This is a genomic window from Streptomyces sp. HUAS TT11 (genome assembly GCF_051553595.1).
Taxonomy (GTDB): Bacteria; Actinomycetota; Actinomycetes; order Streptomycetales; family Streptomycetaceae; genus Streptomyces.
In genome coordinates this window covers 2,215,357-2,241,820 of record NZ_CP196184.1, presented here as the reverse complement: position 1 = coordinate 2,241,820, position 26,464 = coordinate 2,215,357, and the positions used below count along the sequence as shown (strand labels likewise).

Below are 26,464 nucleotides of genomic sequence, written 5' to 3'. Positions count from 1 at the left end.
TCCGCCCGTCCGGAGGACGGTGATGCGGCTGCCGGCGGACGTGGCTCGATGCCGCTGTCAGTCCGTCTTCCGGGGGGTGTCGTCGCCAAGGACCTCGCGGGCCAGCTCAGCCAGTGCCCTGCGGTCCTCGGCCAGTGCCCGGCGGCCGGCTTCAGTGGCGGTGTACACGCGTCGGGCGCGGCCGTCGACGATGCGCTGTTCGGAGATCAGCAGCCCGTCGGCCTCCAGGCGGTGCAGCGTCGGATACAACGTGCCGGGGCTGATCCGGTAGCCGTGGTGCGCCAGTTCCTCCGTCATCCACGCGCCGTGGATCTCTCCTTCGGCAGCGTGATGCAGGATGTGCAATCGCACTGCGCCGCGCTGGAATTCACGCACCGTCCACCTCCATGCCCCGCACCTGGCAGTGACGAAGCCGATATCGGCCTCCGAGTTTACGCGCCGCCGGCAGGGCCGGGTGGGTTCGGCCGACGCACCGTCAGGGCGGAAGCGCCACATCACCGCGGGGAGATGTGGCATGGCCGCCGCGTCCGCACGGTGCCCGGAGTGCGGCCCGGCTACATTCTTCAGCTGTACCGAATTCGCGACACATGGCCTGATTTGCATGCATATATAACTGACCCGTATCCGCCGGGAGCACCCAAGGGAGCAGAGCTGTGCCCATCTCTCGTCGAAACGCCCTCAAACTGGGTGGCGCGTCCCTCCTGGCCGGGACAGGTGTCCCAGCACTGACCGCGTGCGACTCCGGGGACCCGTCCGGCGCTGCCGCTCCCGAAGGAAAAGCCGATTACACGGTGCGTATCGCCGAGAGCCGCGTGGAACTCGCACCGGACACGATCGTCTCCACCACCACGTACAACGGGCAGTTCCCCGGCCCGCTCCTGCGGTTCAAAGAAGGCCGTCCGGTCATCGTCGACGTCCACAACGACACCGCCGTCCCCGAGCTGTTGCACTGGCACGGCCAGTTTGTCCCGGCGAGCGTGGACGGCGCTTCCGAGGAGGGCACCCCCTTCATCCCCGCACACGGGACGCGCCGTCTGTCTTTCACCCCCGCACCGACCGGTTTCCGCTTCTACCACACCCATGTGGCCGCGCACGGCGATCTGGCGCGGAGCACCTACACCGGTCAGGTCGGCCCGGTCTACATCGAGCCGAAGGAGGAGCCAGGCGCCTACGACCAGGAAGTGTTCCTGACGCTCAAGGAGTTCGAACCCTCCCTCGGTCACGGTGGGGACATGGCCCAGAACTTCCTCGCCGGCTCCCCCGTCCCGGACCTGAAGAGCCAGGGCGAGAAGGCGATGGCCGACTCACTGGCCCGGGGGATGCCGCACGGCTACGAAGTCGGCTACCGCGCCTTCAGCATCAACGGCCGCAAACTCGGTCACGGCGAGCCGATCAAGGTCAAGGCCGGGCAGCGTGTGCTGTTCCACGTCCTCAACGCCAGCGCCACCGAGATCCGCAGCCTCGCCCTACCCGGCCACACCTTCAAAGTGATCGCGCTCGACGGCAACCCGGTACCCCGCCAGGCCGATGTGCCGGTGCTGTGGATCGGCACGGCCGAACGCGTCTCGGCCGTGGTGGAGATGAACCGTCCCGGTGTGTGGGTGCTCGGAGACCTGTCCGACGACGACCGCAACGCCGGTATGGGCACCGTGGTGGAGTACGCCGGGCGCACCGGAGCTCCGCAATGGACGGCGCCACCGAAATTCATCTGGGACTACCGCACCTTCGCCCGTCCCGGCGCCCCCTCCCGGCAGCCCGACCACACGATCGACCTGCTGGTGGAGAAGAAGAACGCCGCCGACAAGGGCTTCAATATCTGGAGCCTCAACGGCGTGCCTTTCAATATGAGTACCAATGATCCGGTGATGGATGTCGTCCACGGCAAGCGCTACCGGCTGCGATTCCACAACGCCACCGACGACATCCACCCCCTCCATCTGCACCGGCACACCTTCGAGGTCACCCACATCGCCGGTACTCCCACGCAGGGCCTGCGCAAGGACGTCGTCATGCTCGGCGGATATCAGACCCTCGACTTCGACTTCACTGCCGACCAACCAGGGCTGTCGCTGTTCCACTGCCACCAGCAGCTCCACATGGACTACGGCTTCATGGTGCTGCTGCGCTGCACCTGACCCACCCCACGGCGCCTACCGGGGTCACCACCGGGCGATCGAGGCGGTCTTCCTCGGGCCGGGAGCCCCACGTCCTGCGGTCGCGTCAGAAACTCCCCGAGCGGGAACGAGCGGCGGCTTCGGGGTGGAATCAGAAAGTTCTGACGGGGAGCGGTGTGAACCACCGAGTTCAGGCCGGCTCCCGGTGAGCGTGACGACAGGTCGACCCTTCTGCCATCGGGGTAGCGCACCGATGGTCGGGTGCGGTCCGTCAGCCCACGCGGTGGCCGTTCTCCAGTTCCGCCGTGCCCGTGCCCTCCGCCAGCACCTCGAGGGCGGCCAGGACGCGGCGGCCCAGTTCGCCGGGCAGGTAGGCGGTGAGCTCCTCCTGCGGGACCAGGCGCCAGGACAGCAGTTCCTCCTCCTGCAGGCGGATCGCCTTGAAGTCCTTCTCCGCGAGAACCCCGCCGTCGTACAGATACGCCACCAGCGGCGGTCGCGCCGTCCCGTGCACCCAGTCCACCGCGAGGAGCCGCCCGAGCTCGACGTCGAGCCCGATCTCCTCCGCGGTCTCGCGCCGGGCCCCCTGCCGGGGTGTCTCGCCCGTGTCCGACTCGATCGTCCCGCCGGGCAGCGCCCATCCGTCGCGGTAGTTGGGCTCGACGAGCAGCACGTGCCCCTCCGCGTCGCGGAAGAGGGCGGCCGCGCCGGCGAGGACGCGCGGCAGGGACGCGATGTATGTGGCGAAGTCCGGTGTGGTCACCCAGGAAGAGTAACCACACCTGTCCTCCTGCCGCGGTCGGGTGATCCGGCCCGCGGATCACCCGCTCCCGGTGTGCGCGAGACGCAGCGTCCGGTCCGCCAGTTCGCCGATGCTGACGCAGTCGAAGCCGAAGACGGCGCTGCGGACCGTGTCCTCCAAAGGGTCCTTCCACTGCGCCGGGATGGCCCGGGCGCCGGTGAGGACGCCGGCGACCGAGCCCGCGGTGGCGCCGTTGGAGTCGGTGTCCAGTCCGCCGCGGACCGTCAGCGCGATCGTGCGGGTGAAGTCGCCGTCGCCGTACAGGAGCCCGGCGGTGAGCACCGCCGCGTTGGGGACGGTGTGGATCCAGCCGAGCCCCGTCGTCTCCCCGGTGGCCGTGTCGAGCGTCTCCTCCCAGCTCAGCCGGGTCTCGTGCAGTGAGATCACCCGGCGTACGGTCCGGGCGAGGCGGCTGCTCGCGGGGATCACGGTCAGAGCGGTGTCGAGCGCCTGCCGGACCGTGGGCGCGGTGAACGCCGCGGAGATCAGCGCTGCCGCCCACATGGCCCCGTACACCCCGTTGCCGGTGTGGGACAGGACTGCATCCCGCCTGGCCAGCGCGGCGGCCCGATGGGGCAGACCGGGGCAGGTCCAGCCGTAGACGTCGGCGCGGATCAGGGCGCCGATCCACTCCTGGTAGGGGTTGTCGTACGTGGCTGTGACGGGTGGCTTGAGGCCGTTGGCGAGGTTGCGGTACACGACCCGCTCGGCCGTGAACGTCTGGAGGTACGGCAGCCGCAGCAGCCACAGGTCGCCGACCTGTTCGGTGCTGAAGCCGAAGCCGTGCGTCTCCAGCAGGTCCAGGCCCAGGATCGCGTAGTCGACGTCGTCGTCCCGGCAACTGCCGTGGATGCGCCCGCGCACGCACTGGCGCCACTCGGGCCGCAGTTCGAAGCCGTCCGTCTCGGTGACGGGTTCCGGCAGGTAGTCGGTCAGCGGCAGGGCGGAGGCCTGCCGCAGATAGCGGTCGATACGTTCGCGCGTCCACAGGTCGCCCTGCTCGACCGGCTTGCCGAGCATGTTGCCCGCGATCCGGCCGAGCCAGCCCCCGAGGATGCGGTCCGCGAGCTCTGGCTCAGTGCCCACAGGGGTCATGGCTCCGGTCTACCCGATTTCGGCCGCGATGTGCCGCATTCGGCCCTGCGCACCGCGGTTTCCCGTCCCGGTCGTACGTTGTTCCCGCCCCGTTCTCAGGGGCCGGACCGGACATGACGGCGGGTTCCCGGTCCGGCACCGGGGCCGTGCTCCCTGTGCGCGGCCGCGGGCGGCCTTGTGGCCACTGGCGAGGGCTCCCGGAACGGCGAGGTGCCGGTGGCCGCCGCCATGCGTGCGGCCGCCGGGACGCCGTCGCGGTGCGTGGCGGGCCGCCCGACCGCCCGGCCGCCGCGACGGGGGGCCCGGAACGCACCGGTCGTACCCGCCGACCGGCGTCGAGCCGGGCATCGCCCCGTGCGTCCCGGACGCCGGCCCGGTCCCGGGGCGTGTCGCGGAGCGGATCGGCCCGACTTGCCGACCCGGGGCCCGGGAGCGCCGAGTCGACGGCAGGTCGATCAGCCGTGTGCCCGCTGCGGGCCCCGGATCATCTGCGTGCCCCGGACAAGCGGTACGCGTCCAGGGCCAGGGTCATCTCGATCAGGTCGCGGGGGCGGGCCAGCGAGCGGAAGGTGAGCTGTTCCAGCCGCCGCAGCCGGTTGAAGACCGTGTTGCGGTGGCAGTACAGCCGGCTCGCGGCCCGGCCGGCCGAGCCCTCGCAGGCCAGCCATACGTCGAGGGTCTCCAGGAGCACGGCACGGTCGGCGGGCTCCAGTTCGAGGAGCCCACCGAACACGTCCGCCACCAGCCGGTCGGCGAGCTCCGGCTGACTCACCACCAGCGCCGTCGGCATCCGCTGGTCCAGCCGCACGACCGCGGTCGCGTCCGGCGGGCAGGTGCGCAGCGCCAGCTCGGCCAGCCGCCGCGCCCGCCCCAGTTCGGCGAGCCCGGGCACGACCGGGCTGATGCCGCCCGGACCCGAGCACCACCCGTCCAGCACACGCGCGACGCCGTCCAGGTCCTGATCGGGTGTGAGCGCAACGACCCCCACCTCACCGTCGGCGCGCATCCGCCAGATGAACCGGAACCCGGCACCGCGCACCGGCCGTTCGGCTGCCTCCCGCCGTTCGGCACGCAGCACCACCACCGCGTACGGCCCGTGCTCCGGCAGATCGAGACCCGCGGCCGCGCGGGCCGCCAGCCCGGGCGTGGCCTGCCCCTCCAGCAGTGCGTCGAGCAGCGCCTGCAACTGCTCGTCGGTGCGCCGTCGCAGCTCCGCCTCGGTGGCACGGTAGGCCTCGGACGCCGTCTGGGTCTGCGCGTCCACCGCCGACCACACCATCGTCGTCGAACGCATCAGCGCCGCGAGCCGCTCCGGCTCCTGGCCCGCGGCCCCGTCGACGAGCGCGTCCCACAGCAGGTAGCCGGCGTTCCGGTAGGCGTGTACCAGCAGGTCCAGCGGCAGCCCCTGCCGGGCCCGGCGCCGTCCCGTGTCCTCGGCGTGCTCCAGGTCGCGGCGCGGCGAGTCCCGGGGAGCGTAGAGCGTCTCGATGCCGATCCGCATCGCCTCCTCCGCCTCCCGCCACTGCTGGTCCTGCGGGAGCACCTGCCCGTAGACGGAGGAGTACTCGGTGAGTTGCCGCAGATGCTCGTCGACGAGCAGCGGCAGCCGTTCCAGCAGAGCCTTGCAGGACTCCGCGAGCAGCTTCCAGTCATGACCGGTCCGCGGCCTTCGCCCTCCCATGGCCGGAGGATGCCATCGCGGCGGGGTCCCGCACAGGCCCCTGACACGCGGTCTTGTGCACGCGCACAACGCCCGGCCCGACCCGCTGGGCACCCGCAGCGATTCCGCCGCGGGCCGTGGACGGGCGCCACCGTCGGTGCTGGGGTGAGCGCCACACCGAGTCGGAACAGGGGGTCGTTCATGGGCGGATCCGGACTGGTCGTCCACGACCTGTCAGTCGGATACGGACCTGTGCGGGCACTGCGCCGGGTGTCCCTGGAGGTGCCCGAGGGGGCGGTGGTGACGGTGCTCGGCGGCAACGGCGCCGGCAAGTCCACGCTGCTCAGGGCGATCAACCGGACGCTTGCCTTCCACGGCGGCGCGGTGACCGAGGGCGGTGTGCGCCTCGGCGACCGCCGCCTCGACGGGCTGCCCCCGGACCGGGTGGTCGCCGCGGGCGTGTCCCAAGTGCCCGAGGGGAGACGGGTGTTCGCGCGGATGACGGTCGCCGACAATCTGCGCGCGGGTGCCCTCGGCGGCACCCGGTCGGGCCGGGCCGCGGCCCTGGAGCGCGTCCACGAGCTGTTCCCCGTGCTCGCCGAGCGCGCCGGGCAGCGGGCCGGCCTGCTCTCCGGCGGCGAACAGCAGATGCTCGCCGTCGCCCGCGCCCTGATGGCGGGCCCGAAGGTGCTGCTCCTGGACGAGCCGTCCCTCGGCCTCGCCCCCCTCATGGCCCGGCGGATCGCCGACACCGTACGGGAGATCAACGCGCAGGGCACCTCGGTGCTGCTCGTCGAGCAGAACGCCGCCCTCGCCCTGCGGCTCGCCACACGCGCGTACGTCCTCGAAGTCGGCGAGGTCACCCTGTCCGGCCCGGCCGACGAGCTGGCCGCCTCCGACGAGGTGCGCCGGCGCTACCTGGGCGTGGTCGACGAGGAGGCGGTCGCGGACGCCGAACAGTCGGGTGGCGTCCGGCGGACGCTGACCCGGTGGCAGGGAGGAGACGCGTGAACGGCCTCGCCGCGGGCGACGACGCTCTCGAAGTGCGCGACCTGACCGTGCGGTTCGCCGGAGTCACCGCGCTGGACGGTGTCGGCTTCACCGTCCGCCCCGGCACCGTGCACGCCCTCATCGGGCCCAACGGCGCGGGCAAGTCCACCTGTTTCAACGTGCTGTCCGGGGTCTACCGGGCGACCGCGGGCAGTGTGCGCTTCGGCGTGCACGAGCTGACCGGGATGTCCGCGCACCGCATCGCCGGCCTCGGCGTCGCCCGCATCTTCCAGAACCTCGCGCTGCCACCGCGCGCCTCGGTCGAGGACTGCCTGCTGATCGGCCGGTACCGGCTGACCCGGACGGGCTTCCTGGCCGCGGGACTCGGCCTGCCCTCCGCGGCCCGCGAGGAGCGGCGGCACCGTGAACGGGTGCGGGAGATCGCCGAGTTCGTCGGTATCGCCGACTGCCTCGGCCGCCCCGTTGGCTCGCTCCCGTACGGGCAGCAGAAACTCGCCGAGCTCGCCCGCGCCCTGTGCATGGAGCCGCGTCTGCTGCTGCTCGACGAGCCGGTCGCGGGCATGACCGCCGACGAACGGCGCCGCACCGCCGCCGTGATCGCGGGCGTCCGGGACGGGCTCGGCATCTCGATCGTGCTGGTGGAACACGACATGGGGGTGGTGATGCGGCTCGCGGACGCGGTGACCGTACTGGACTTCGGGCGCCGGATCGCGGACGGCGTCCCCGCCGACGTACAGAACGATCCGGCCGTCGTCCGCGCCTACCTGGGAGCCGGTTCATGAGCACCCTCGCCGAAATCCTCCTCAACGGACTCTCGTTGGGGTCCGTCTACGCACTCATCGCGCTCGGCTTCGTGGTCATCTTCCGGGCCACCGAGGTCGTCAACTTCGCCCACGCGTCGCTGCTGCTCGCCGGTGGCTACATCACCGCGGCCCTCCACGACGACATCGGTTTCTGGCCCGCGCTGCTCGCCGGGATCGCGGGCGCCGCGCTGGTCGGGGCGGCCGTGGAGTTCCTGGTGATGCGGCGGTACCGGGGCAGCGACCACAGCGTCCTCGCCATCGTCACCATCGGGGTCGACATCCTGCTCACCACCGAACTCACCCGTCGCATCGGCACGGACGTGATCCCGCTGGGCGATCCGTGGGGCGACGCCGTGCTCAAGCTCGGGCCGGTCTCCCTCGCGCACACGCGGATCGCCGCCTTCGTGGCCGCCGTGCTCCTCATCGGCGCCTTCCTGCTCGCGTTCCGGTACACGTCGTGGGGGGTGGCGATGCGCGCGGCGGCGGAGAGCTCGGAGACCGCGGCCCTGATGGGCGTACGGCTCGGGCGCATCTCACTGAGCGCCTGGGCCGTGGCGGGGGGCCTGGCCGCCGTGGCCGCGCTGTTCCTCACCGTCTTCCCGACGCCGGGCCTGGAACGGGCCACCTCGCTGGCCGCGCTCAAGGCGTTCCCGGCCGCGATCCTCGGCGGACTCGACTCCACGACGGGCGCGCTGGTGGGAGGCCTGCTGGTCGGCGTCACCGAGTCGCTGGCCACCGGCTACCAGAGCGACCTGACGTTCCTCGGCCGCGGGCTCGGCGATCTCGCCCCCTACCTCGTCATGGTCGCGATCCTGCTCATCCGCCCCGCGGGGCTGTTCGGCACGAAGGAGCTCGCACGTGTCTGAGAACCCGGCCGTGCCGCAGCGGCCGACAGCGCCGGGCGGCCCCTCGCGGCTCGGGTCCGACGAACCCGCCCCCTCCGGCCCCCGACCCCCGTCCGGGACCCGGGTACCCGGCGGGAGGCGCGGCGCGCCCGCCCCTCCCGGCCGTCGCCGCACCCGGCTCGCCGAGCCCCGCACCTACGTCTGGGCCGTCGGCGCCGTGCTGCTGCTCGCCTTCCCGTTCTACCTGGACCGCTTCTGGCTCCAGGCCGGTCTGTTCGCGATGGCCGCCGCGATCGGCGCGATCGGCATCAACCTCCTCACCGGCGCGACCGGACAGCTCTCCATGGGGCACGCCTTCTTCCTCGCCGTCGGCGCCTACGGCTACTGCGTGTTCGCGGCGGACGGCGGCGACGGACTGACCGGGCTCGGCCTGCCGACCTGGCTCGCGGCCGTCCTCGCGGTGCTCGTCGCGGGTGTCGCGGGCGGCCTCTTCAGCCCCATCTCGGGCCGGCTCAGCGGCGCCTACCTGGGCATCGCCACCCTCGCGCTGGTCTTCATCGGCCAGCACGTCATGTTCAACGCCCATGACCTGACCGGCGGCGCCAACGGCCGTGACGTCCCGCCGCTGAACCTGTTCGGCCTCACCTTCGACGACCGCGAACTCGTCGTCGCGGACGTCCCGTTCGGCTCGGCCGAGAAGCTCTGGTACGCGGGCCTGGTCGCCCTGCTCGCCGGCGCCCTGTTCGCCCGCGGGGTGCTGCGCGGACGCCCGGGCCGGGCCATGAACGCGATCCGCGACCACCGCATCGCCGCGGGCGTGCTCGGCGTACCCGTGGCCCGGCATCGCGCGGCCGTGTTCGTGCTGTCCTCGATGTACGCGGGACTCGCGGGTGTTCTGCTCGCGCTGGTCTTCCAGCGGACGGTGCCCGACTACTTCGGCATCACGCTGTCCCTGGACTACCTCGCCATGATCGTCATCGGCGGTCTCGGCTCGGTCTCCGGCGCGGTGGCGGGCGCCGTGTTCGTCTCCCTGCTGCCACAGCTGCTGACCCGCTACAGCGATGCGCTGCCTTTCATCTCCGCCCCCGGCACGGGCGGGATCGCACCGGGCGAGGCGGCCCGGTACCTCTACGGCGCCGCCGTCGTGCTGGTGGTGCTGTTCCTGCCCGGCGGCCTGGCCAGGGTGGCCGCTCGGCGTCGCGTCAGAACCGATCCAGGGGAGCAATGATGAACAGGACGTATGGGGCCAGGGCGGCGGCGGGTGCCCTCGCGGTACTGCTCGTGCTGGCCGGATGCAGTTCCAAGGCCAAGGACGACGGCGGCGGCGGCGACAAGGCGGCCGGTGGTGTGAAGACCGGGGAGGGCATCTCCGGCAAGACGATCACACTGGGCGCGCTCACCGACCTGACCGGCGTGTACGCCACTCTCGGCAAGAGCGTCACCCAGGCCCAGCAGTTGTACGTGAAGCAGCTGAACGCGGCCGGCGGGGTCTGCGGCTACAAGGTGGCCCTCACGGTCCGCGACCACGGCTACGACCCGCAGAAGGCCGTCGCCGGGTACACCGAGCTGGAGCCGAAGGTGCTGGGCTTCGCCCAGTTCATCGGCTCCCCGTTCGTCGCCGCGGTCAAGAATCGCATCGACGGGCAGGACAAGGCCCTCGTCCTGCCGCAGGCCTGGTCGTCGGCGCTCCTGGGCAGTTCGTACATCCGCGTCATCGGATCCACCTACGACATCGAGACGATCAACGCCGTCGACTTTCTGATCAACAAGAAGGGTCTGAAGAAGGGAGACAAGATCGGCCATGTCTACTTCGAGGGCGACTACGGCGAGAGCGCCCTCGTCGGCTCGAAGCACATCGCGCAGGAAGCGGGGCTGACGGTCGTCGAGCAGAAGATCAAGCCGACCGACAACGACATGACGGCCCAGGTCGCCGCCCTCAAGCAGGCCGGTGTCAAGGCGATCGTCATCAGCGCCGGCCCGCGCCAGGCCGCCTCGCTGGTCGGCGTCGCGGCGGCCGGCGGCTTCGACGTGCCGGTCATCGGCAACAACTCGGCCTTCGCACCCCAGCTGCTGGCCACCCAGGCAGGTCCTGCCCTGATGAAGAACTACTATGTCGCCTCGCCCTCGCTGCCGATCGGCGCGGACACCCCGGAGGCGAAGAAGCTCGTCGCCGACTACAAGGCGGCCTATCCCTCGGACTCCCTCGACAACGGCATCGTCGCGGGCTGGACCGCCGCGTCGGCCTTCGGCGAGGCACTGAAGAAGGCCTGCGCGAACAAGGACCTCACCCGGGAAGGGGTCGACAAGGCCCTGCTGACGATCGACTCCTTCGACATCGGCTTCGGCACCGTCCAGAACTTCACCGACCCCGCCGCCCCGTCCTCCCGGGAGAGCGTGATCCTCCAGCCGGACAAGAACGCGACCGGCGGTATGAAGGTCGTACAGGAGGCGGCCGTCTCGAAGGAAGCCGCGGCCTACACACCTCAGGCCTGAGGAGGCCGGGAAACGGGCGCGGCGGCCCGACCGCACCCGAGGGCCCGGTCCGGATCGGTTCGGGCCCTCGCCCGTGTCGCCACGACAAGGACCACGGTGGCCGCGCCGCGCCGACCTCCCGCCGACGCCGCGGAAGTCGTTCACCCGGCGGGCCGTGTCGAACAGCGGGATCACCGCCCCGTGGCAGGCCGCGACGCAGGCACCACCACTCGGGCCGTGGAGGGGAGTCGTGCGTTCCCGGTGGCGGGTTCCGGCAGGGAGCCGGCCGGCGGCAAGGGCGGAGGCCTGCGGTCGCCCTGCCGCCGGCCGGCTTGACGCGTCTGCTGTCCGCGATCCGGCCGGGCCCGCAGGAACGGTCGGCGAACTCGGGGCCCACCGGGGCCGTGGCCGAAGGCCTACTCGGTTCGGGACGTGCGTGTGCGGCCTTCCGGGGGCCGGACAGGGCATGACGGCGGATGCACCCCTTGGTTATGGTCGCAGCGGCGCGACCGCCTTGCCGTGCGCAAGGCATCAAGAGCAAGGGGAGTGCAGGTGGCGGACGCAGCAGGGAACGGCCTCCGGGCGGTACGGCGGGTTCTTGTCGCCGCGGACAAGTTCAAGGGGTCGCTCACAGCCGTGCAGGTCGCGGAGCGGGTGACGGCGGGGTTGCGACGGGTCGTGCCGGATCTCGACGTCGAGTCGCTGCCCGTGGCCGACGGCGGTGACGGGACCGTCGACGCGGCCGTCGCGGCCGGCTTCGAACGGCGCGAGGTGCGGGTCGCGGGTCCTCTCGGGCACGAGGTGACAGCCGCGTTCGCCTTGCGCGGCGACACCGCGGTCGTGGAGATGGCGGAGGCGAGCGGGCTCCAGCGGCTGCCGGACGGAGTCCTCGCGCCGCTGACGGCGTCCACGTACGGATCGGGTGAGCTGTTGCGCGCCGCGCTGGACGCGGGGGCGCGGACGATCGTGTTCGGGGTCGGTGGAAGCGCGACGACGGACGGGGGCGCGGGCATGCTGTCCGCGCTCGGGGCGCGGTTCCTCGACGAGGCGGGGGATCCGGTACCGCCGGGTGGCGGGGGCCTCGCGGAACTCGCCCGTGCCGACCTGTCCGGACTGGACCCACGGCTGCCCTCGGTGGAGCTGGTGCTCGCGAGCGACGTCGACAACCCGCTGACCGGGCCCACGGGCGCACCGGCCGTGTACGGGCCTCAGAAGGGTGCCTCGCCGGACGAGGTGACGGCGCTGGACGCGGCCCTCGCGCACTACGCGAAGGTGCTGGAGGAGTCGATCGGCACGCGGGCGGCGGAGCACGCCGCCTCGCGGGGCGCGGGTGCGGCGGGCGGTATCGGATACGGCGCCCTCGTCCTGGGGGCCCGTTTCCGGCCGGGCATCGAGGTCATGCTGGACGTCCTGGGCTTCGGGCCGGCTCTGGAGCGGGTCTCGCTGGTGATCACCGGTGAGGGTTCGCTGGACATGCAGACGCTGCACGGCAAGGCTCCGGCGGGGGTCGCGGCGGCGGCGCGGGCGGCCGGCAAGGAGGCCGTCGCGGTCTGCGGCCGGCTGGCCCTGCCGCCGGAGGCCCTGGGCCGCGCGGGGATCCGCAGGGCGTACCCGCTGACGGAACTCGAGCCGGACGTCGCGAAGTGCATCGCGGACGCGGGGCCGATCCTGGAGCGGGTGGCGCAGAACATCGCGCGGGACTTCCTGATCTGAGCCGGGTCCGTCCCCGCCCGGCCGCCGGGGCCGCGACTCTTCGGCCGGGCGGGGACGGCTTCCTCGATGCCGCGGGGGCGGCGCCTGCGCGCCGCGAGCGAAGCGCCCGCGGCGCGCACGTGAGGGGCGGCACCTCCGCACGGGCGAGCGGTGGGCCGGCGCCCTTCGCACCACAAGTGGAGGGTTGCGCTTCCGTACTACGAGCGATGGGCCCGGGCCTCCGCACGGCGAGGGATGGGCCTGGCGCCTCCGCACCACAAACTTGGGGCGGTGCCTCCGAAACCAAGGGCCGCGCCGGCCGAAGGGCCCGCGCCCATGCACCACCAGACGGAGGGCCGGCGCCTCCGCTCCACAACGATGGGCCGGCGCTGTGCACCACAAGCCGAGGGGCCCGCGCTTCCCCACCACAAACGGAGGGTCGGCGCCCAGGCATCGCAAGCGGGGGCCGTGCCCCTGCACCGTAAGCGGGGGGCCGTGCCTTCGCTCGACAAGCGGAGGGGCCCGGGCTTCCGCACCACAATCGGAGGGTCGGTGCCCAGGCATCGCAAGCGGGGGCCGTGCCCCTGCACCGCAACCCGCTCGACAAGCGGAGGGGCCCGGGCTTCCGCACCACAATCGGAGGGTCGGTGCCCAGGCATCGCAAGCGGGGGCCGTGCCCCTGCACCGCAACGCGCTCGACAAGCGGAGGGGCCCGGGCTTCCGCACCACAATCGGAGGGCCGGTGCCCAGGCACCGTAAGCGGGGGCCGTGCCCCTGCACCGCAACCCGCTCGACAAGCGGAAGGGCCCGGGCTTCCGCACCACAAACGGAGGGTCGGTGCCCAGGCACCGTAAGCGGGGGCCGTGCCCCTGCACCGCAACCCGCTCGACAAGCGGAAGGGCCCGCGGCTCCCCACAGCAATCGATGGGTCCGCGCTTGCACGGCAAAGGGAGGCCGGCGCTTCCGCGCCGCGGGCCAGGCGACCGTCTCCGCGCAAGCGAAGGGCCCCGGACCGATCCGGTCCGGGGCCCCACGCGAGTGTGATGCCTACGGCAGCTGCGCGGCGCGCGCCTCGCGGCGGTTGTCGCGGAAGTTGTTCACCCGGCGCGCCGTGGCGAACAGCGGGATCACGGCACCCATCACCAGCTGAAGGGCGCAGCCCGTCTGGAGGAGGAGCTGGCCGCTGGGGGCGTCGAAGGCCCAGGCCGCGAGGAGACCCATCGACAGGACGATCCACGCCAGCATGGCCGCCGCCAGACGGCCCCGCGGCTTCGGGTACTCCACGCGGCTCACCATCAGCCACGCCGTGCCCAGGATCGCCAGCAGCGTGGCGAAGAACGGCAGCTCGAGCAGCACGATCGAGACGACCGTGAGCGCACCGAACGGCGAGGGCATGCCCTGGAACATGCCGTTCGTCGGCGTCACGCACGAGAAGCGCGCGAGGCGGAGCACGACCGCCAGCAGCACCACGATCCCTCCGACCGCGGCCACTCTCTGGTGCGCGTCGTCCGCCACCATGCCGTAGACCAGGACGAAGTACGCCGGTGCCAGGCCGAAGCTGATCAGGTCGGAGAGGTTGTCCAGTTCCGCGCCCATGGGGGAGGAGCGCAGCTTCCTGGCGACCAGACCGTCGAACAGGTCGAAGACCGCCGCACAGAGCATCAGGATCACGGCCGTGGCCGCGCTGTGCCGGGCCATGCCCGCCGACTCGTCGTTGCCCGTCAGGTGCGGGATGAGAATGCCCGTGGTGGTGAAGTACACCGCCATGAACCCGCACGTGGCGTTGCCGAGGGTGAGCGTGTCCGCTATTGAGAGGCGGAGCGAGAGGGGCATCTCCTCCTCGTCGTCCACCTCGTCCTCAGGCACCCAGCCGGTCTTGGTATCGGGATCAATCACGGTCAAGACGAGTCACCCCAGCCACGGTCTTCTGGCCGACCTCGACCGCGACCTCCACGCCCTCCGGCAGATAGAGGTCGACACGCGAGCCGAAGCGGATCAGCCCGATGCGGTCACCCTGCTCGACCTTCGTGCCCTGCGGGATGTAGGGGACGATGCGGCGGGCCACCGCGCCGGCGATCTGGATCATCTCGATGTCGCCGAGTTCGGTGTCGAAATGCCAGACTACGCGCTCGTTGTTCTCGCTCTCCTTGTTGAAAGCGGGAACAAAGCCGCCCGGGATGTGCTCGACCGACGTGACCGTGCCGGACAGCGGCGCCCGGTTCACATGGACATTGAGCGGGCTCATGAAGATCGCGACGCGGGTGCGTCCGTCCTTCCACGGCATGATGCTCTGCACCACACCGTCGGCGGGCGAGATGACCCGGCCCTGAGCGATCTCGCGCTCGGGGTCGCGGAAGAACCACAGCATGCCGGCCGCCAGCGCGGTGACGGGCACCGCCACGGCCTTGGCGGCGCCGGAGCGGCGCGCGCGGGCGAGGCTGAGGGCTGCGGTGGCAACGGTCGGGAGTAGCCACGGCGATGCTCCGCGCGCGAGGCGGACCCGGCCGCGTGGTGCAGAGGTTTGGCTGTGGGGCATGGATGACCTTCGTAGCGGATGATGCCGCGCTTCAACGGGGGACGGCGGCTTTCCGGCGATCGTACCGGTCGGGGGCCGCAACTGGGCAAGCCAGGAAGCCGAGTCGGCGGCCCCGGAGCGTTGACGGGGTGTGATCTTCTTCGCGATGAAAACACCCCGTATCAGGATATCTAGCCTTGGAATCGATACTCTTCGAGCAGTCGGCGACCGATGATCATTTTCTGGATCTCGGCGGTTCCCTCGCCGATCAGCAGCATCGGGGCCTCTCGGTACAGGCGCTCGATCTCGTACTCCTTGGAGAAGCCGTAGCCGCCGTGGATGCGAAAGGCGTCCTCCACGACCTCCTTGCAGTACTCGGAGGCGAGGTACTTCGCCATTCCGGCCTCGAGGTCGTTTCGCTGGCCGGAGTCCTTTTTGCGTGCCGCGTTCACCATCATGGCGTGTGCGGCCTCGACCTTGGTGGCCATTTCGGCCAGTTTGAACTGGATGGCCTGATGCTGGGCGATCGGCTTGCCGAAGGTGTGCCGCTGCTGGGCGTAGGAGACACCCAGCTCGAAAGCACGCTGAGCGACGCCGCAGCCACGGGCCGCGACGTTTACACGGCCCACCTCGACTCCGTCCATCATTTGGTAAAACCCTCGGCCGGTGACCCCGCCGAGCACCCGATCGGCCGGAATGCGCAGTCCGTCCATGATGAGCTCGGTGGTGTCGACGCCCTTGTAACCCATCTTGTCGATCTTCCCAGGGATGGTGAGCCCCGGGCGGACCTCACCGAAGCCGGGCTCCTTCTCGACGAGGAAGGTCGTCATCGACTTGTGGGGCGCCGTGCCCTCGGGGTGGCCTTCGTCGCTGCGGACGAGCACCGCGACGAGCGTGGACGTGCCGCCGTTCGTCAGCCACATCTTCTGGCCGTTCAGGACGTACTCGTCGCCGTCCCTGACCGCCTTCGACGTGATCGCCGACACGTCGGAGCCGAGGCCCGGCTCCGACATCGAGAAGGCGCCGCGGATCTCGCCCAGCGCCATCTTCGGCAGGAAGTAGTCCTTCTGCTCCTGCGTGCCGTGCTGCTTGAGCATGTACGCCACGATGAAGTGCGTGTTGATGATGCCTGACACCGACATCCAGCCGCGCGCGATCTCCTCCACGCACAGGGCGTAGGTCAGCAGCGACTCGCCCAGACCCCCGTACTCCTCGGGAATCATCAGACCGAACAGCCCCAGTTCCTTGAGGCCGTCGACGATTCTCTGCGGGTACTCGTCGCGGTGCTCGAGTTCGGTCGCGACCGGGATGATCTCCTTGTCCACGAAGTCGCGGACGGTGGAGAGGATCTCCTGCTGCACGTCTGTCAGACCGTGGGTCTGGGCGAGGCGGCTCATCACTTCTCCTGGGTCCTGAGCTCCGGGCGGCCGGGCTGCTCGCCGCCGCGCTCCTTGATGTACGTCTCGGTGGGGACCATCACCTTGCGACGGAAGGTGCACACCAGCGTGCCGTCCTGCTTGTACCCCTTGGTCTCGACGTGGACGATGCCGCGGTCGTTCTTCGACTTCGAGGGCCACTTGTCGAGCACGGTCGTCTCGCCGTAGATCGTGTCCCCGTGGAACGTCGGCGCCACGTGCTTGAGCGACTCGATCTCCAGGTTGGCGATCGCCTTGCCGGAGACGTCCGGCACGGACATGCCGAGGAGCAGTGAGTAGATGTAGTTGCCCACGACGACGTTCCTGCCGAAGTCCGTCGTGCTCTCCGCATAGTTCGCGTCCATGTGGAGCGGGTGGTGGTTCATGGTGAGGAGGCAGAACAGGTGGTCGTCGTACTCCGTGACCGTCTTGCCGGGCCAGTGCTTGTACGTCGCCCCGACCTCGAACTCCTCGTAGGTGCGTCCGAACTGCATGGCGCTCAGGCCTCCGGGATCTCGAACGAGCTGGTGCGCTGCATGCCGGCGGCCCGGCCCTTGCCCGCGATGACCAGGGCCATCTTGCGGCTGGCCTCGTCGATCATCTCGTCGCCGAGCATCGCGGAGCCCTTCTTGCCGCCCGCCTCGGACGTGCAGTACTCGTACGCGTCCAGGATCAGCTCCGCGTGGTCGTAGTCCTCCTGGGACGGCGAGAACACCTCGTTCGCGGCGTCCACCTGACCCGGGTGCAGCACCCACTTGCCGTCGAAGCCCAGCGCGGCGGCCCGGCCCGCCACCTCCCGGAAGCCGTCGACATTGCGGATCTGCAGATAGGGCCCGTCGATCGCCTGGAGGTTGTTGGCGCGGGCGGCCATCAGGATCTTCATCAGGATGTAGTGGTAGGCGTCCGCCGGGTAGCCGGGCGGCTGCTCGCCCACGACCAGCGACTTCATGTTGATGGAGGCCATGAAGTCGGCCGGGCCGAAGATGATCGTCTCGATGCGCGGGGAGGCCTGCGCGATCTCGTTGACGTTGTTGAGCCCCTGGGCGTTCTCGATCTGCGCCTCGATGCCGATACGGCCGACCTCGAAGCCCATGGTCTTCTCGATCTGGGTCAGAAGCAGGTCGAGCGCCACGATCTGCTGGGCGTCCTGGACCTTGGGCAGCATGATGCAGTCGAGATTCGGACCCGCGCCCTCGACCACCGTCACGACGTCGCGGTACGTCCACTCGGTCGTCCAGTCGTTGACGCGCACGACCCGCGTCTTGCCCGTCCAGTCGCCCTCGTTCAGGAACTTGACGATGGTGTGCCGCGCCTCGGGCTTGGCCAGCGGCGCACACGCGTCCTCCAGGTCCAGGAAGACCTGGTCCGCGGGGAGGCCCTGCGCCTTCTCCAGGAAGCGGGGGTTGCTCCCGGGGACCGCGAGGCAGGAGCGCCGCGGGCGAAGGCGGTCGACGGCAGGAAGGGGCGCGGCGGAGCCGCTCGCTGCAAGGGTGGCGGCGGGCGACGGATGGGCGGTCATGCGGGGACCTCCAGAGGGTCGAGCTTGTTCGCTGTGCGGATCTCGTCGACGATACGGCCGATGATCCCGGTGATGTCGAAGTCCTTCGGGGTGAAGACGGCGGCCACTCCAGCGGCCCTGAGCTGTTCGGCGTCGCCGCTCGGAATGATGCCGCCGGCGATCACCGGGATGTCGGTGGCGCCGGCCTCGCGCAGCCGTTCCAGCACATCCGGCACCAGCTGCGCGTGCGAACCGGACAGGATGGACAGACCGACCGCGTGCACGTCCTCCGCGAGGGCAGCGTCCACAATCTGTTCGGGCGTCAGCCTGATGCCCTGGTAGACCACCTCGAAGCCGGCGTCCCGGGCCCGTACGGCGATCTGCTCGGCGCCGTTGGAGTGCCCGTCCAGGCCCGGCTTGCCGACGAGGAAGCGGAGCTTGCCGACGCCGAGGTCCCGGGCCGTCAGATCCACCTTGCGGCGCACCCGGGCCAGCGCCGTGCCCTCCTCGGCGGTCACCGCGACGGGCGCGGACGACACGCCCGTGGGGGCGCGGAACTCACCGAACACCTCGCGCAGGGCCCCGGCCCACTCGCCGGTGGTGACTCCGGCGCGGGCGCACTCCAGCGTGGCCTCCATGAGGTTGCCGGTGCCCTTGGCGGCCTCCTTCAGCCGCTCCAGCGCCTTGCAGGGGCGCGGGTGGTTGAACGGCGGCTGGTAGCGGGTGTCGCGCCAGTTCTGGAGCGAGGCGACGACGCGCGCCTCGACCTCGGGGTCGACCGTCTGGATCGCGGTGTCCAGGTCGGCGGTGAGCGGGTTGGGCTCGGTCGTCTCGAAGATGTTGACGCCGACGATCTTCTCCTCGCCGGACTCGATGCGCGCCCGGCGCTCGGCGTGGGACGCGACGAGCTGTGATTTCAGGTAGCCGGACTCGACGGCCGCCAGGGCGCCGCCCATCTCCTGGATCCGCTCGATCTCGGCGAGCGACTCCTCGACCAGCCGGCCCACCTCGGCCTCGACGACCTTCGAGCCCTCGAAGATGTCGTCGTACTCGAGCAGGTCGCTCTCGTGCGCGAGCACCTGCTGGATGCGCAGTGACCACTGCTGGTCCCAGGGCCGGGGCAGGCCCAGCGCCTCGTTCCAGGCCGGAAGCTGCACGGCACGCGCGCGTGCGTCCTTGGAGAGGGTCACGGCCAGCATCTCCAGCACGATGCGCTGGACGTTGTTCTCCGGCTGGGCCTCCGTCAGCCCGAGGGAGTTGACCTGGACGCCGTAGCGGAAACGCCGGTGCTTGGGGTCCTGGATGCCGTACCGCTCGCGGGTGATCCGGTCCCAGATCCGGCCGAACGCGCGCATCTTGCACATCTCCTCGACGAAGCGGACGCCCGCGTTCACGAAGAAGGAGATACGGCCGACGACATCGCCCATGCGCTCCTGCGGCACCTGGCCGCCGGCGCGCACCGCGTCGAGGACGGCGATCGCCGTGGACATCGCGTACGCGATCTCCTGCACCGGTGTGGCGCCGGCCTCCTGCAGGTGGTAGCTGCAGATGTTGATGGGGTTCCACTTGGGGAGGTGGGACACCGTGTACGCGATCATGTCCGTCGTCAGCCGGAGCGAGGGTCCCGGCGGGAAGACGTGCGTGCCGCGCGACAGGTACTCCTTGACGATGTCGTTCTGGGTGGTGCCCTGGAGCTCGGTGATGTCGGCGCCCTGCTCCTCCGCGACGACCTGGTAGAGCGCCAGCAGCCACATGGCGGTGGCGTTGATGGTCATCGAGGTGTTCATCTGCTCCAGGGGTATGTCCTGGAACAGCCGGCGCATGTCGCCGAGGTGTGCGACCGGCACACCGACCCGGCCGACCTCGCCGCGGGCGAGGACGTGGTCGGAGTCGTACCCGGTCTGCGTCGGCAGGTCGAACGCCACCGACAGGCCCGTCTGGCCCTTGGCGAGGTTGCGCCGGTACAGCTCGTTGGACGCCTCGGCCGTGGAGTGACCGGCGTACGTGCGCATGAGCCACGGCCGGTCCTTCTGCCTCCGGTCCCCGGAGGGCTGACGCTCAGTCATCTATGACCTCCGGTGTCCTCAGATGTTCCGGAACCGGTTGATGGCGTCGACGTGCTCGGCGCGCATCTCCTTGTCGCGCACGCCCAGGCCCTCCTGGGGGGCGAGGCACAGCACGCCGACCTTGCCCTGGTGGAGGTTGCGGTGGACGTCGTAGGCGGCCTGGCCGGTCTCCTCCAGCGGGTAGACCTTCGACAGCGTCGGGTGGATCTTGCCCTTCGCGATGAGCCGGTTGGCCTCCCAGGCCTCGCGGTAGTTGGCGAAGTGCGAGCCGATGATCCGCTTCAGCGACATCCACAGGTAGCGGTTGTCGTACTCGTGGTTGTAGCCGGAGGTCGAGGCGCAGGTGACGATGGTGCCGCCCTTGCGTGTGACGTACACGGAGGCGCCGAAGGTCTCACGGCCCGGGTGCTCGAAGACGATGTCCACGTCCTCGCCGTCGGTCAGTTCGCGGATGCGCTTGCCGAAGCGCTTCCACTCCTTCGGGTCCTGGGTGTGCTCGTCCTTCCAGAACTTGTAGTCCTCGGCGGTGCGGTCGATGATCGCCTCGGCGCCCATCGACCGGCAGATCTCCGCCTTGGCGGGCGAGGAGACGACACAGATGGGGTTGGCGCCGCCGGCGAGCGCGAACTGGGTGGCGTACGAGCCGAGTCCGCCGCTCGCGCCCCAGATGAGCACATTGTCGCCCTGCTTCATCTGGGCGCCGTTGCGGGAGACGAGCTGCCGGTAGGCGGTGGAGTTGACCAGGCCGGGGGCGGCGGCCTCCTCCCAGCTGAGGTGGCCCGGCTTGGGCATCAGCTGGTTGGACTTGACGAGCGCGATCTCCGCCAGTCCGCCGAAGTTGGTCTCGAAGCCCCAGATGCGCTGCTCGGGGTCGAGCATCGTGTCGTTGTGGCCGTCGGAGGACTCCAGTTCCACCGAGAGGCAGTGGGCGACGACCTCGTCGCCCGGCCGCCAGGCGTTGACGCCGGGGCCGGTGCGCAGGACCACGCCGGCGAGGTCGGAGCCGATGATGTGGTACGGCAGGTCGTGGCGCCTGGTGAGCTCGGAGAGCTTGCCGTAGCGCTCCAGGAACCCGAAGGTCGACAGCGGCTCGAAGATCGAGGTCCACACCGAGTTGTAGTTGACGGAGGAGGCCATGACGGCGACGAGGGCCTCGCCCGGGCCGAGTTCGGGCAGCGGCACGTCGTCGACGTGCAGGGACTTGCGGGGGTCCTTGTCGCGGGTGGCGAGCCCGGCGAATATCTCCGTCTCGTCCTTGTGCACGGTGACCGCGCGGTACGACTCGGGGAGCGGAAGAGCGGCGAAATCGGCGGACGTGGCCGTCCCCGACTGAATGGCGTCCAGGATGTCCTTCACGGTGTTGCCTCCGGCGAATGGCGTCTTGAGGGGAGACGCTGAGGGTCACGTCGGTGTGCTGCTGGTGTGAGGGGTGCCGTCGGTTCGGCTCGGTGGTGCTCTGGCAGCGCTTTGTGGCGCGGGAGGTTGCCTGTGACGCAGGCGTCCGGGCGCGCTCGCCCGAGAAGGGCTTGCGGGGACAGCCGACGTGCGCATGGTCTCTGCACGCCGGCCGCCCGGACAGGAACAACGTATGGCACGGCGTGTCACCCCGCAAGGCACTGGGTGCCAGATATTGCTCTCAGATGAAATCTTTACGTAACAAATGAGCGATGATCGATCAGAGTTGCCGATGGAACGGCCGCAAACGGAAGCGGGCCGGCGGCGGCACTGAGTGCCGCCGCCGGCCCGCGATGATGGGTCCGAACGGGTGAACGGCTAGGAGCGCTCCTTGAGCGCCTGCTCGATGGCGCGCATGACCTCGTCCAGAGGCATGTCGGTCCTGGCGACCGTCACCAGCACCTCGCCCTGCGTGGTCACGGCGGCCGGCGCGGTCCGGGGCGCGGCCCCGCGCCCGGCCCCGATACCCGTGCCGAAGGTCCTGCGTACGATCGCGAAGGCGTGGTCGAGCTGGGTCTCGACGTCACCCTGCCCCCCGGCTCTGAGCCAGCGCCGCAGGACGTGGTTGTGCGCGGTGACGACCGCGGAGGCGGCGACCTCGGCGAGCAGCGGATCGTCGTTCGCGGCGTCGTCGTGCGCGTGCTCGTCGAAGTGGCCGAGCAGATAGCGGGTGAAGAGCCGCTCGTAGCGGGCGACCGAGGCGATCTCCGCCTCGCGCAGCGTCGGCACCTCGCGCGTCAGCTTGTAGCGCTGGACCGAGATCTCCGGCTGGGCCGCGTACATCCTCATGACTTCCTTGATGCCGCGGCACACGGTGTCCAGTGGATGCTCGTGTGCGGGGGCGGCGTTGAGCACCGCCTCGGCCCGTACGAGGGTGTCGTCGTGGTCCGGGAAGATCGCCTCTTCCTTGGAGCGGAAGTGGCGGAAGAACGTGCGCCGGGCGACCCCGGCGGCCGCCGCGATCTCGTCGACCGTGGTCGCTTCGTAGCCTTTCGAGGCGAACAGCTCCATCGCCGCGGCCGCCAGTTCCCGGCGCATCTTGAGCCGCTGGGCGGCGGCGCGACTGCCCGCGGCGCTCTCGGGCGGGTCGGTCGCGGCTGGTGTACGTGAGGACTTGGCGGGCTGGGACATGACCCGAACGTACTGCATGTCCGCAGGATGATGCGCATGTCCCGGATCACCCCCGCCCCGCGGGGGCGGGGGGTCGCCGGTCGGATCGAGCAGTCCGCCCCAGCCGGCAGTGCCGGGGAGCCGGTCGCCGCGCCGGTCAGCGCTTGGCATATTCGCGGAAGCCGCGGCCGGTCTTGCGGCCGAGGCAGCCCGCGGCCACCAGGTGTTCCAGGAGCGGTGCGGGGGCCAGGCCCGGGTCGCGGAACTCCCGGTGCAGCACCTTCTCGATGGCCAGGGAGACGTCCAGGCCGACGACGTCGAGCAGTTCGAACGGCCCCATCGGATAGCCGCCGCCCAGCTTCATGGCCGCGTCGATGTCGTCGAGGGACGCGTAGTGCTCCTGCACCATCTTGACCGCGTTGTTGAGGTACGGGAACAGCAGGGCGTTCACGATGAACCCGGCGCGGTCGCCGCAGTCGACGGGGTGCTTCCTCACCGACGCGCACAGCTCACGGACCGTCGCGTGCACATCGTCGCCGGTCAGCACCGTGCGCACGACCTCGACCAGCTTCATGGCCGGTGCCGGGTTGAAGAAGTGCATGCCGATCACGTCCTGGGGGCGCGTGGTGGCCCGGGCGCAGGCGACGACAGGCAGCGAGGAGGTGGTGGTGGCGAGGACGGCGCCGGGCTTGCAGACCTTGTCGAACACGGCGAACAGCTGCTGCTTGACCTCCAGGTCCTCGGCCACGGCCTCCAGCGCCAGGTCGACGTCGGCGAAGTCGTCGTAGGAGCCCGTCGGGCGGATCCGGTCCAGCGCCTGGGCGGCCGCCTCCGTCGTCATCCGGCCCTTGTCGACCGAGCGCGCGAGCGACGTGCCGATCCGGGCCTTGGCACCCTGTGCCTTCTCCTCGGTGCGGGCGGCGATGACGACCTCGTACCCGGCCTTGGCGAAGACCTCGGTGATACCGGAGGCCATGGTGCCCGATCCGGCGACGCCGACCGAGCGGACGGGCCGGCCGGGGACCAGGCCGGCGTCCTCCAGCGGCGTCAGCGCGTCGCGCACGACGACCGGGCTGCCCGGCGCGTCGTAGGTGTAGAAGCCGCGTCCCGACTTGCGGCCGGTCAGGCCCGCCTCGCTGAGCTGCTTGAGGATCGGTGCGGGCGCGTGCAGCCGGTCGTGGGAGGCGGCGTACATGGCTTCCAGGACCGTGCGGGCGGTGTCGACGCCGATCAGGTCCAGCAGGGCGAGCGGGCCCATGGGCAGCCCGCAGCCCAGCCTCATCGCGGCGTCGATGTCCTCGCGCGAGGCGTACTTCGCCTCGTACATCGCGGCGGCCTGGTTGAGGTAGCCGAACAGCAGCCCGTCGGCGACGAAGCCGGGGCGGTCGCCCACCGCGACGGGCTCCTTGCCGAGGTCGAGGGCGAGGTTGGTGACGGCGGCGACGGCCGCGGGGGCGGTCAGCACGGACGAGACCACCTCGACCAGCTTCATGGCCGGCGCCGGGTTGAAGAAGTGCAGTCCGAGGACCCGTTCGGGACGGGCCGAGTCGGCCGCGAGCCGGGTGACGGACAGGGCGTTGGTGCCGGTGGCGAGGACGGTGTCCGGGCGGACTATGCCGTCGAGGGCCCGGAGGACCTGCTGCTTGATGTCGTACGACTCCGGCACCACCTCGATGACGAGATCGGCGTCCGCCGCGGCCCGCAGATCGGTGAAGGTGCGGAAGCGGGCCAGGGTGTCGTCGCGGTCCTGCTCGGTCAGGCGCCCCCGGTCCACGGCGCGGGTGGTCGCGGCGTCCAGGGCGGCGACGGCCTTGGTGGCCGCGGCTTCGTCGATGTCGATGCCGACGACCTCGCGGCCGGCCCGGGCCAGCACCTCGGCGATGCCGGTGCCCATCGTGCCGAGGCCGACGACGGCAATGGTCTTGAGCGGGGACAGAGTGGTGTCGGAGAGGGGAGCGGCCATCGCGGACTCCAGAAATGAGGTGACGACTGAGGGGCGGGCCGGGATGCGCCGACGGGCGCACACGGCGCGGAGGTTGCGGGTGTCTGCCGGGCTGACGAGCGCACATGCCCGGTGCCGTCCGCGGACGTGCCTACGTCCGCCGAACGGTGATCCGACCGGCCCTGTCCCGGAGCCGGGTCGTACTGAGGTACGCGATGTACCGAACCGACCGGCGCCCCACTGCCTTACGGGGTGGGAGCCCCTTGCGACGGCTGCGTCACCAGGCCGCCGCAAGTCAGTGCGAGTGGGTAACTCGCTCGATTGAGCTTAACCGGCCGGTAACGAGCGCGCCAGTCCCCAGGTTTGTGATGTAGGTCCCCGGGCTCCGCACGGGCCCTTAGTCTCGGCGCCATGAACGAAGCGTTGCGATTGCTCACGGAGCGTTTACGGGACGAGTCCGGAGGCTCCCCGGAGTGCGAGCGGCTGCTGACGACGGACGACCTCGACGAGCTGGCCCGTGTGCTGGCGGAGCCCGGCCGGCCCCTGTGGGCGCGGGAGGCGGCGGCCTTCCGGCTGGGGACGGCGGGGGACCGGCGGGCGTTCGAGGCGCTTGTGCTGCTGCTCAACCACCGTGATCCGCAGCGCTGTGCGTCCGCCGCGCACGGCCTGGCCCGGCTCGGCGATCCGCGCACCGCCCGGGCCGCGGCCGCCCTCGCCACGAACGAACTCCGTGTCGCCTACGCCCTCCACCCCGTCCGACTGCTCGTCGAGCTGCGCGCCCCCGAGGCCGTACCCGCGCTGATCACCACCCTGGCGCGCAGACTGCGGCCGCACGATCCGTACCGCAGAGTGGCGCTCGCCTGCGTGGAGGGGCTCGGGGCGCTCGGCGACGAACACGCCAGGCCCGTGCTCAACGAGGCTCTCGCCCACCCGGCGCTCGCGGAGGCGGCGGTACATGCGCTGGCGCGGCTGCCCGGGCCCCGTTGAGCCCTCAGGCGGTCAGGTCCTTCACGTACCGCACCTCGGGCACGGCGACCCCGTCCACGTCGAAGGGCTCCTCGGCGCCGTCGGCGCGGAACCCCGCACGCTCGTAGAACCGCCGGGCGCGGACGTTCTCCTCCAGGACCCAGAGGAACATACGCGCGTGCATGGGTGCGCGCTGCTGCACCGCCGTCTCCAGCAGCGCCCGTCCGATCCCGCTGCCGAGGTGCGCGGGATCGAGGTAGATCGCGTACAACTCGGAGTCGGAGGTGCGCACTTCGCCGTCGCGGTACGGGCCGTGTGCCGCCCAGCCGACGATCTCGCCGTCCCGCTCGGCCACCAGGTTCACCACGCGGCCGTGACCGCCGAGGAAGTGGGCGCGACGCCGCTCGGTGTCCTCGGCGACGCTGAGTGCGTCGAGATAGGGCTGCGGCATGAGACCGCGGTAGGCGCTCTGCCAGCCCCGGATGCGGATCTCCGCGACACGGCCGCAGTCGGCCAGGGCCATCGGGCGTATGTGGGGTGATCGGTGGTCCATGGCGGAACCTTAGGCAGGAGTCGGTGGGACGGCTCCCGGATTATCAGCCGACGACCGCGTACGCCTCGATCTCCATGAGGAACTCCGGGCGCACGAGCGCCGCCACCTGCACCGCCGACGCGGCCGGCAGCCGGTCGTCCGGTATGTGCTCGGCACGGGCCGCGCGGATCGCCGGCATGTGCGCCATGTCCGTGACGAAGAAGGTCAGTTTGACGACGTGCTCGAAGGTGGCCCCTGCGGCGGCCAGACAGCGGCGGAGATTCTCGAAGACCTGCCGGGCCTGTGCCGCAGGGTCGCCCGCGCCGACGAGACGTCCGTCCTCGTCCAGCGCCAGCTGGCCGGAGACCGCGACGAAGCGGCCCGTACCCATGACGACATGGGTGTAGGCGGTGGCGGGGGCGACCCCGTCGGGGGCGGGGATCCTGGTCGGCTCACTCATGGGTCCATGGT

General features: G+C 70.9%; 23 protein-coding genes. 8 read left to right on the top strand and 15 right to left on the bottom strand.

Features of this window, described 5'->3' with window-relative positions:
• Positions 1-57: 57 nt before the first annotated feature.
• Positions 58-375 (bottom strand): PadR family transcriptional regulator, encoded by a 318-nt coding sequence (locus ACSHXN_RS10125; protein ID WP_355128145.1) that lies wholly within the window; start codon positions 373-375, stop codon positions 58-60.
• 278 nt (positions 376-653) lie between these two features.
• Between ACSHXN_RS10125 and ACSHXN_RS10120 the strand changes: the two genes are divergently transcribed.
• Positions 654-2,135 (top strand): multicopper oxidase family protein, encoded by a 1,482-nt coding sequence (locus ACSHXN_RS10120; RefSeq protein WP_355128147.1) that lies wholly within the window; start codon positions 654-656, stop codon positions 2,133-2,135.
• 250 nt (positions 2,136-2,385) lie between these two features.
• On the opposite strand, the gene ACSHXN_RS10115 is transcribed toward ACSHXN_RS10120, so the two are convergent.
• From ACSHXN_RS10115 to ACSHXN_RS10105, 3 genes are all read right to left on the bottom strand, one after another.
• Positions 2,386-2,877, bottom strand: a complete 492-nt coding sequence (locus tag ACSHXN_RS10115) for an NUDIX hydrolase (protein ID WP_356296880.1) — start codon at positions 2,875-2,877, stop codon at positions 2,386-2,388.
• Between the two features lie 57 nt (positions 2,878-2,934).
• Positions 2,935-4,011: an ADP-ribosylglycohydrolase family protein gene (locus ACSHXN_RS10110; protein WP_438302958.1), complete on the bottom strand. Its 1,077-nt coding sequence runs from the start codon at positions 4,009-4,011 to the stop codon at positions 2,935-2,937.
• A gap of 484 nt (positions 4,012-4,495) precedes the next feature.
• Positions 4,496-5,692, bottom strand: a complete 1,197-nt coding sequence (locus tag ACSHXN_RS10105; protein ID WP_355128153.1) for a PucR family transcriptional regulator — start codon at positions 5,690-5,692, stop codon at positions 4,496-4,498.
• A gap of 180 nt (positions 5,693-5,872) precedes the next feature.
• On the opposite strand from ACSHXN_RS10105, the gene ACSHXN_RS10100 reads away from it, so the two are divergent.
• From ACSHXN_RS10100 to ACSHXN_RS10075, 6 genes are all read left to right on the top strand, one after another.
• Positions 5,873-6,682, top strand: coding sequence for an ABC transporter ATP-binding protein (locus ACSHXN_RS10100; protein ID WP_438302957.1), 810 nt, complete (start codon positions 5,873-5,875; stop codon positions 6,680-6,682).
• The gene (locus ACSHXN_RS10095; RefSeq protein WP_355128157.1) at positions 6,679-7,464 is read left to right on the top strand and encodes an ABC transporter ATP-binding protein; all 786 of its coding nucleotides are present in this window, start codon (positions 6,679-6,681) and stop codon (positions 7,462-7,464) included. The genes ACSHXN_RS10100 and ACSHXN_RS10095 overlap by 4 nt, the downstream gene beginning before the upstream one ends.
• Positions 7,461-8,351, top strand: coding sequence for a branched-chain amino acid ABC transporter permease (locus ACSHXN_RS10090; protein WP_355128159.1), 891 nt, complete (start codon positions 7,461-7,463; stop codon positions 8,349-8,351). Before ACSHXN_RS10095 ends, ACSHXN_RS10090 begins: the two co-directional genes overlap by 4 nt.
• The gene (locus tag ACSHXN_RS10085) at positions 8,344-9,558 is read left to right on the top strand and encodes a branched-chain amino acid ABC transporter permease (RefSeq protein ID WP_355128161.1); all 1,215 of its coding nucleotides are present in this window, start codon (positions 8,344-8,346) and stop codon (positions 9,556-9,558) included. Before ACSHXN_RS10090 ends, ACSHXN_RS10085 begins: the two co-directional genes overlap by 8 nt.
• Positions 9,558-10,823: an ABC transporter substrate-binding protein gene (locus ACSHXN_RS10080; RefSeq protein ID WP_355128163.1), complete on the top strand. Its 1,266-nt coding sequence runs from the start codon at positions 9,558-9,560 to the stop codon at positions 10,821-10,823. The genes ACSHXN_RS10085 and ACSHXN_RS10080 overlap by 1 nt, the downstream gene beginning before the upstream one ends.
• Positions 10,824-11,354: 531 nt before the next feature.
• Positions 11,355-12,515 (top strand): glycerate kinase, encoded by a 1,161-nt coding sequence (locus ACSHXN_RS10075; RefSeq protein ID WP_438302956.1) that lies wholly within the window; start codon positions 11,355-11,357, stop codon positions 12,513-12,515.
• Between the two features lie 1,026 nt (positions 12,516-13,541).
• Here ACSHXN_RS10075 and pssA read toward each other — a convergent pair.
• The 9 genes from pssA to ACSHXN_RS10030 form a co-directional block, all read right to left on the bottom strand.
• Entirely contained in the window at positions 13,542-14,360 is an 819-nt protein-coding gene (pssA, locus tag ACSHXN_RS10070) for a CDP-diacylglycerol--serine O-phosphatidyltransferase (RefSeq protein ID WP_355128447.1), read from the bottom strand.
• 22 nt (positions 14,361-14,382) lie between these two features.
• Positions 14,383-15,030, bottom strand: a complete 648-nt coding sequence (locus ACSHXN_RS10065) for a phosphatidylserine decarboxylase (protein ID WP_355128449.1) — start codon at positions 15,028-15,030, stop codon at positions 14,383-14,385.
• 170 nt (positions 15,031-15,200) lie between these two features.
• Entirely contained in the window at positions 15,201-16,406 is a 1,206-nt protein-coding gene (locus ACSHXN_RS10060) for an acyl-CoA dehydrogenase family protein (protein WP_355128167.1), read from the bottom strand.
• A complete protein-coding gene (locus tag ACSHXN_RS10055; RefSeq protein ID WP_355128169.1) occupies positions 16,406-16,918 on the bottom strand; it encodes a MaoC family dehydratase in 513 nt (170 codons plus the stop codon). Before ACSHXN_RS10055 ends, ACSHXN_RS10060 begins: the two co-directional genes overlap by 1 nt.
• 5 nt (positions 16,919-16,923) lie before the next feature.
• Positions 16,924-17,943, bottom strand: coding sequence for an HpcH/HpaI aldolase/citrate lyase family protein (locus ACSHXN_RS10050; protein WP_059129427.1), 1,020 nt, complete (start codon positions 17,941-17,943; stop codon positions 16,924-16,926).
• Positions 17,940-19,988: a protein meaA gene (locus ACSHXN_RS10045; protein WP_355128171.1), complete on the bottom strand. Its 2,049-nt coding sequence runs from the start codon at positions 19,986-19,988 to the stop codon at positions 17,940-17,942. Before ACSHXN_RS10045 ends, ACSHXN_RS10050 begins: the two co-directional genes overlap by 4 nt.
• Positions 19,989-20,006: 18 nt before the next feature.
• Positions 20,007-21,344 carry a crotonyl-CoA carboxylase/reductase gene (ccrA, locus tag ACSHXN_RS10040; protein WP_355128173.1) on the bottom strand — a complete coding sequence of 446 codons (1,338 nt, stop codon included), beginning with the start codon at positions 21,342-21,344 and terminating at the stop codon, positions 20,007-20,009.
• 417 nt (positions 21,345-21,761) lie between these two features.
• Entirely contained in the window at positions 21,762-22,592 is an 831-nt protein-coding gene (locus ACSHXN_RS10035) for a TetR family transcriptional regulator (protein ID WP_355128175.1), read from the bottom strand.
• 118 nt (positions 22,593-22,710) lie between these two features.
• A complete protein-coding gene (locus ACSHXN_RS10030) occupies positions 22,711-24,516 on the bottom strand; it encodes a 3-hydroxyacyl-CoA dehydrogenase family protein (RefSeq protein ID WP_438302955.1) in 1,806 nt (601 codons plus the stop codon).
• Between the two features lie 390 nt (positions 24,517-24,906).
• On the opposite strand from ACSHXN_RS10030, the gene ACSHXN_RS10025 reads away from it, so the two are divergent.
• On the top strand, positions 24,907-25,482 hold the full coding sequence (locus ACSHXN_RS10025; RefSeq protein WP_355128179.1) for an adenylosuccinate lyase: 576 nt from the start codon (positions 24,907-24,909) through the stop codon (positions 25,480-25,482).
• 4 nt (positions 25,483-25,486) lie between these two features.
• Here ACSHXN_RS10025 and ACSHXN_RS10020 read toward each other — a convergent pair whose 3' ends face one another.
• A complete protein-coding gene (locus tag ACSHXN_RS10020) occupies positions 25,487-26,014 on the bottom strand; it encodes an N-acetyltransferase family protein (protein ID WP_438302954.1) in 528 nt (175 codons plus the stop codon).
• Between the two features lie 43 nt (positions 26,015-26,057).
• Positions 26,058-26,453 carry a RidA family protein gene (locus tag ACSHXN_RS10015; protein ID WP_383352959.1) on the bottom strand — a complete coding sequence of 132 codons (396 nt, stop codon included), beginning with the start codon at positions 26,451-26,453 and terminating at the stop codon, positions 26,058-26,060.
• Positions 26,454-26,464: the final 11 nt, after the last annotated feature.

Bases quoted from the DNA above. Each gene is read 5' to 3' on its own strand.
- ACSHXN_RS10110 (WP_438302958.1), bottom strand. From the start codon at position 4,011: ATGACCCCTGTGGGCACTGAGCCAGAGCTCGCGGACCGCATCCTCGGG.
- ACSHXN_RS10105 (WP_355128153.1), bottom strand. From the start codon at position 5,692: ATGGGAGGGCGAAGGCCGCGGACCGGTCATGACTGGAAGCTGCTCGCG.
- ACSHXN_RS10100 (WP_438302957.1), top strand. From the start codon at position 5,873: ATGGGCGGATCCGGACTGGTCGTCCACGACCTGTCAGTCGGATACGGA.
- ACSHXN_RS10090 (WP_355128159.1), top strand. From the start codon at position 7,461: ATGAGCACCCTCGCCGAAATCCTCCTCAACGGACTCTCGTTGGGGTCC.
- ACSHXN_RS10080 (WP_355128163.1), top strand. From the start codon at position 9,558: ATGAACAGGACGTATGGGGCCAGGGCGGCGGCGGGTGCCCTCGCGGTA.
- ACSHXN_RS10065 (WP_355128449.1), bottom strand. From the start codon at position 15,030: ATGCCCCACAGCCAAACCTCTGCACCACGCGGCCGGGTCCGCCTCGCG.
- ACSHXN_RS10060 (WP_355128167.1), bottom strand. From the start codon at position 16,406: ATGAGCCGCCTCGCCCAGACCCACGGTCTGACAGACGTGCAGCAGGAG.
- ACSHXN_RS10055 (WP_355128169.1), bottom strand. From the start codon at position 16,918: ATGCAGTTCGGACGCACCTACGAGGAGTTCGAGGTCGGGGCGACGTAC.
- ACSHXN_RS10050 (WP_059129427.1), bottom strand. From the start codon at position 17,943: ATGACCGCCCATCCGTCGCCCGCCGCCACCCTTGCAGCGAGCGGCTCC.
- ACSHXN_RS10045 (WP_355128171.1), bottom strand. From the start codon at position 19,988: ATGACTGAGCGTCAGCCCTCCGGGGACCGGAGGCAGAAGGACCGGCCG.
- ACSHXN_RS10035 (WP_355128175.1), bottom strand. From the start codon at position 22,592: ATGCAGTACGTTCGGGTCATGTCCCAGCCCGCCAAGTCCTCACGTACA.
- ACSHXN_RS10030 (WP_438302955.1), bottom strand. From the start codon at position 24,516: ATGGCCGCTCCCCTCTCCGACACCACTCTGTCCCCGCTCAAGACCATT.
- ACSHXN_RS10025 (WP_355128179.1), top strand. From the start codon at position 24,907: ATGAACGAAGCGTTGCGATTGCTCACGGAGCGTTTACGGGACGAGTCC.
- ACSHXN_RS10020 (WP_438302954.1), bottom strand. From the start codon at position 26,014: ATGGACCACCGATCACCCCACATACGCCCGATGGCCCTGGCCGACTGC.
- ACSHXN_RS10015 (WP_383352959.1), bottom strand. From the start codon at position 26,453: ATGAGTGAGCCGACCAGGATCCCCGCCCCCGACGGGGTCGCCCCCGCC.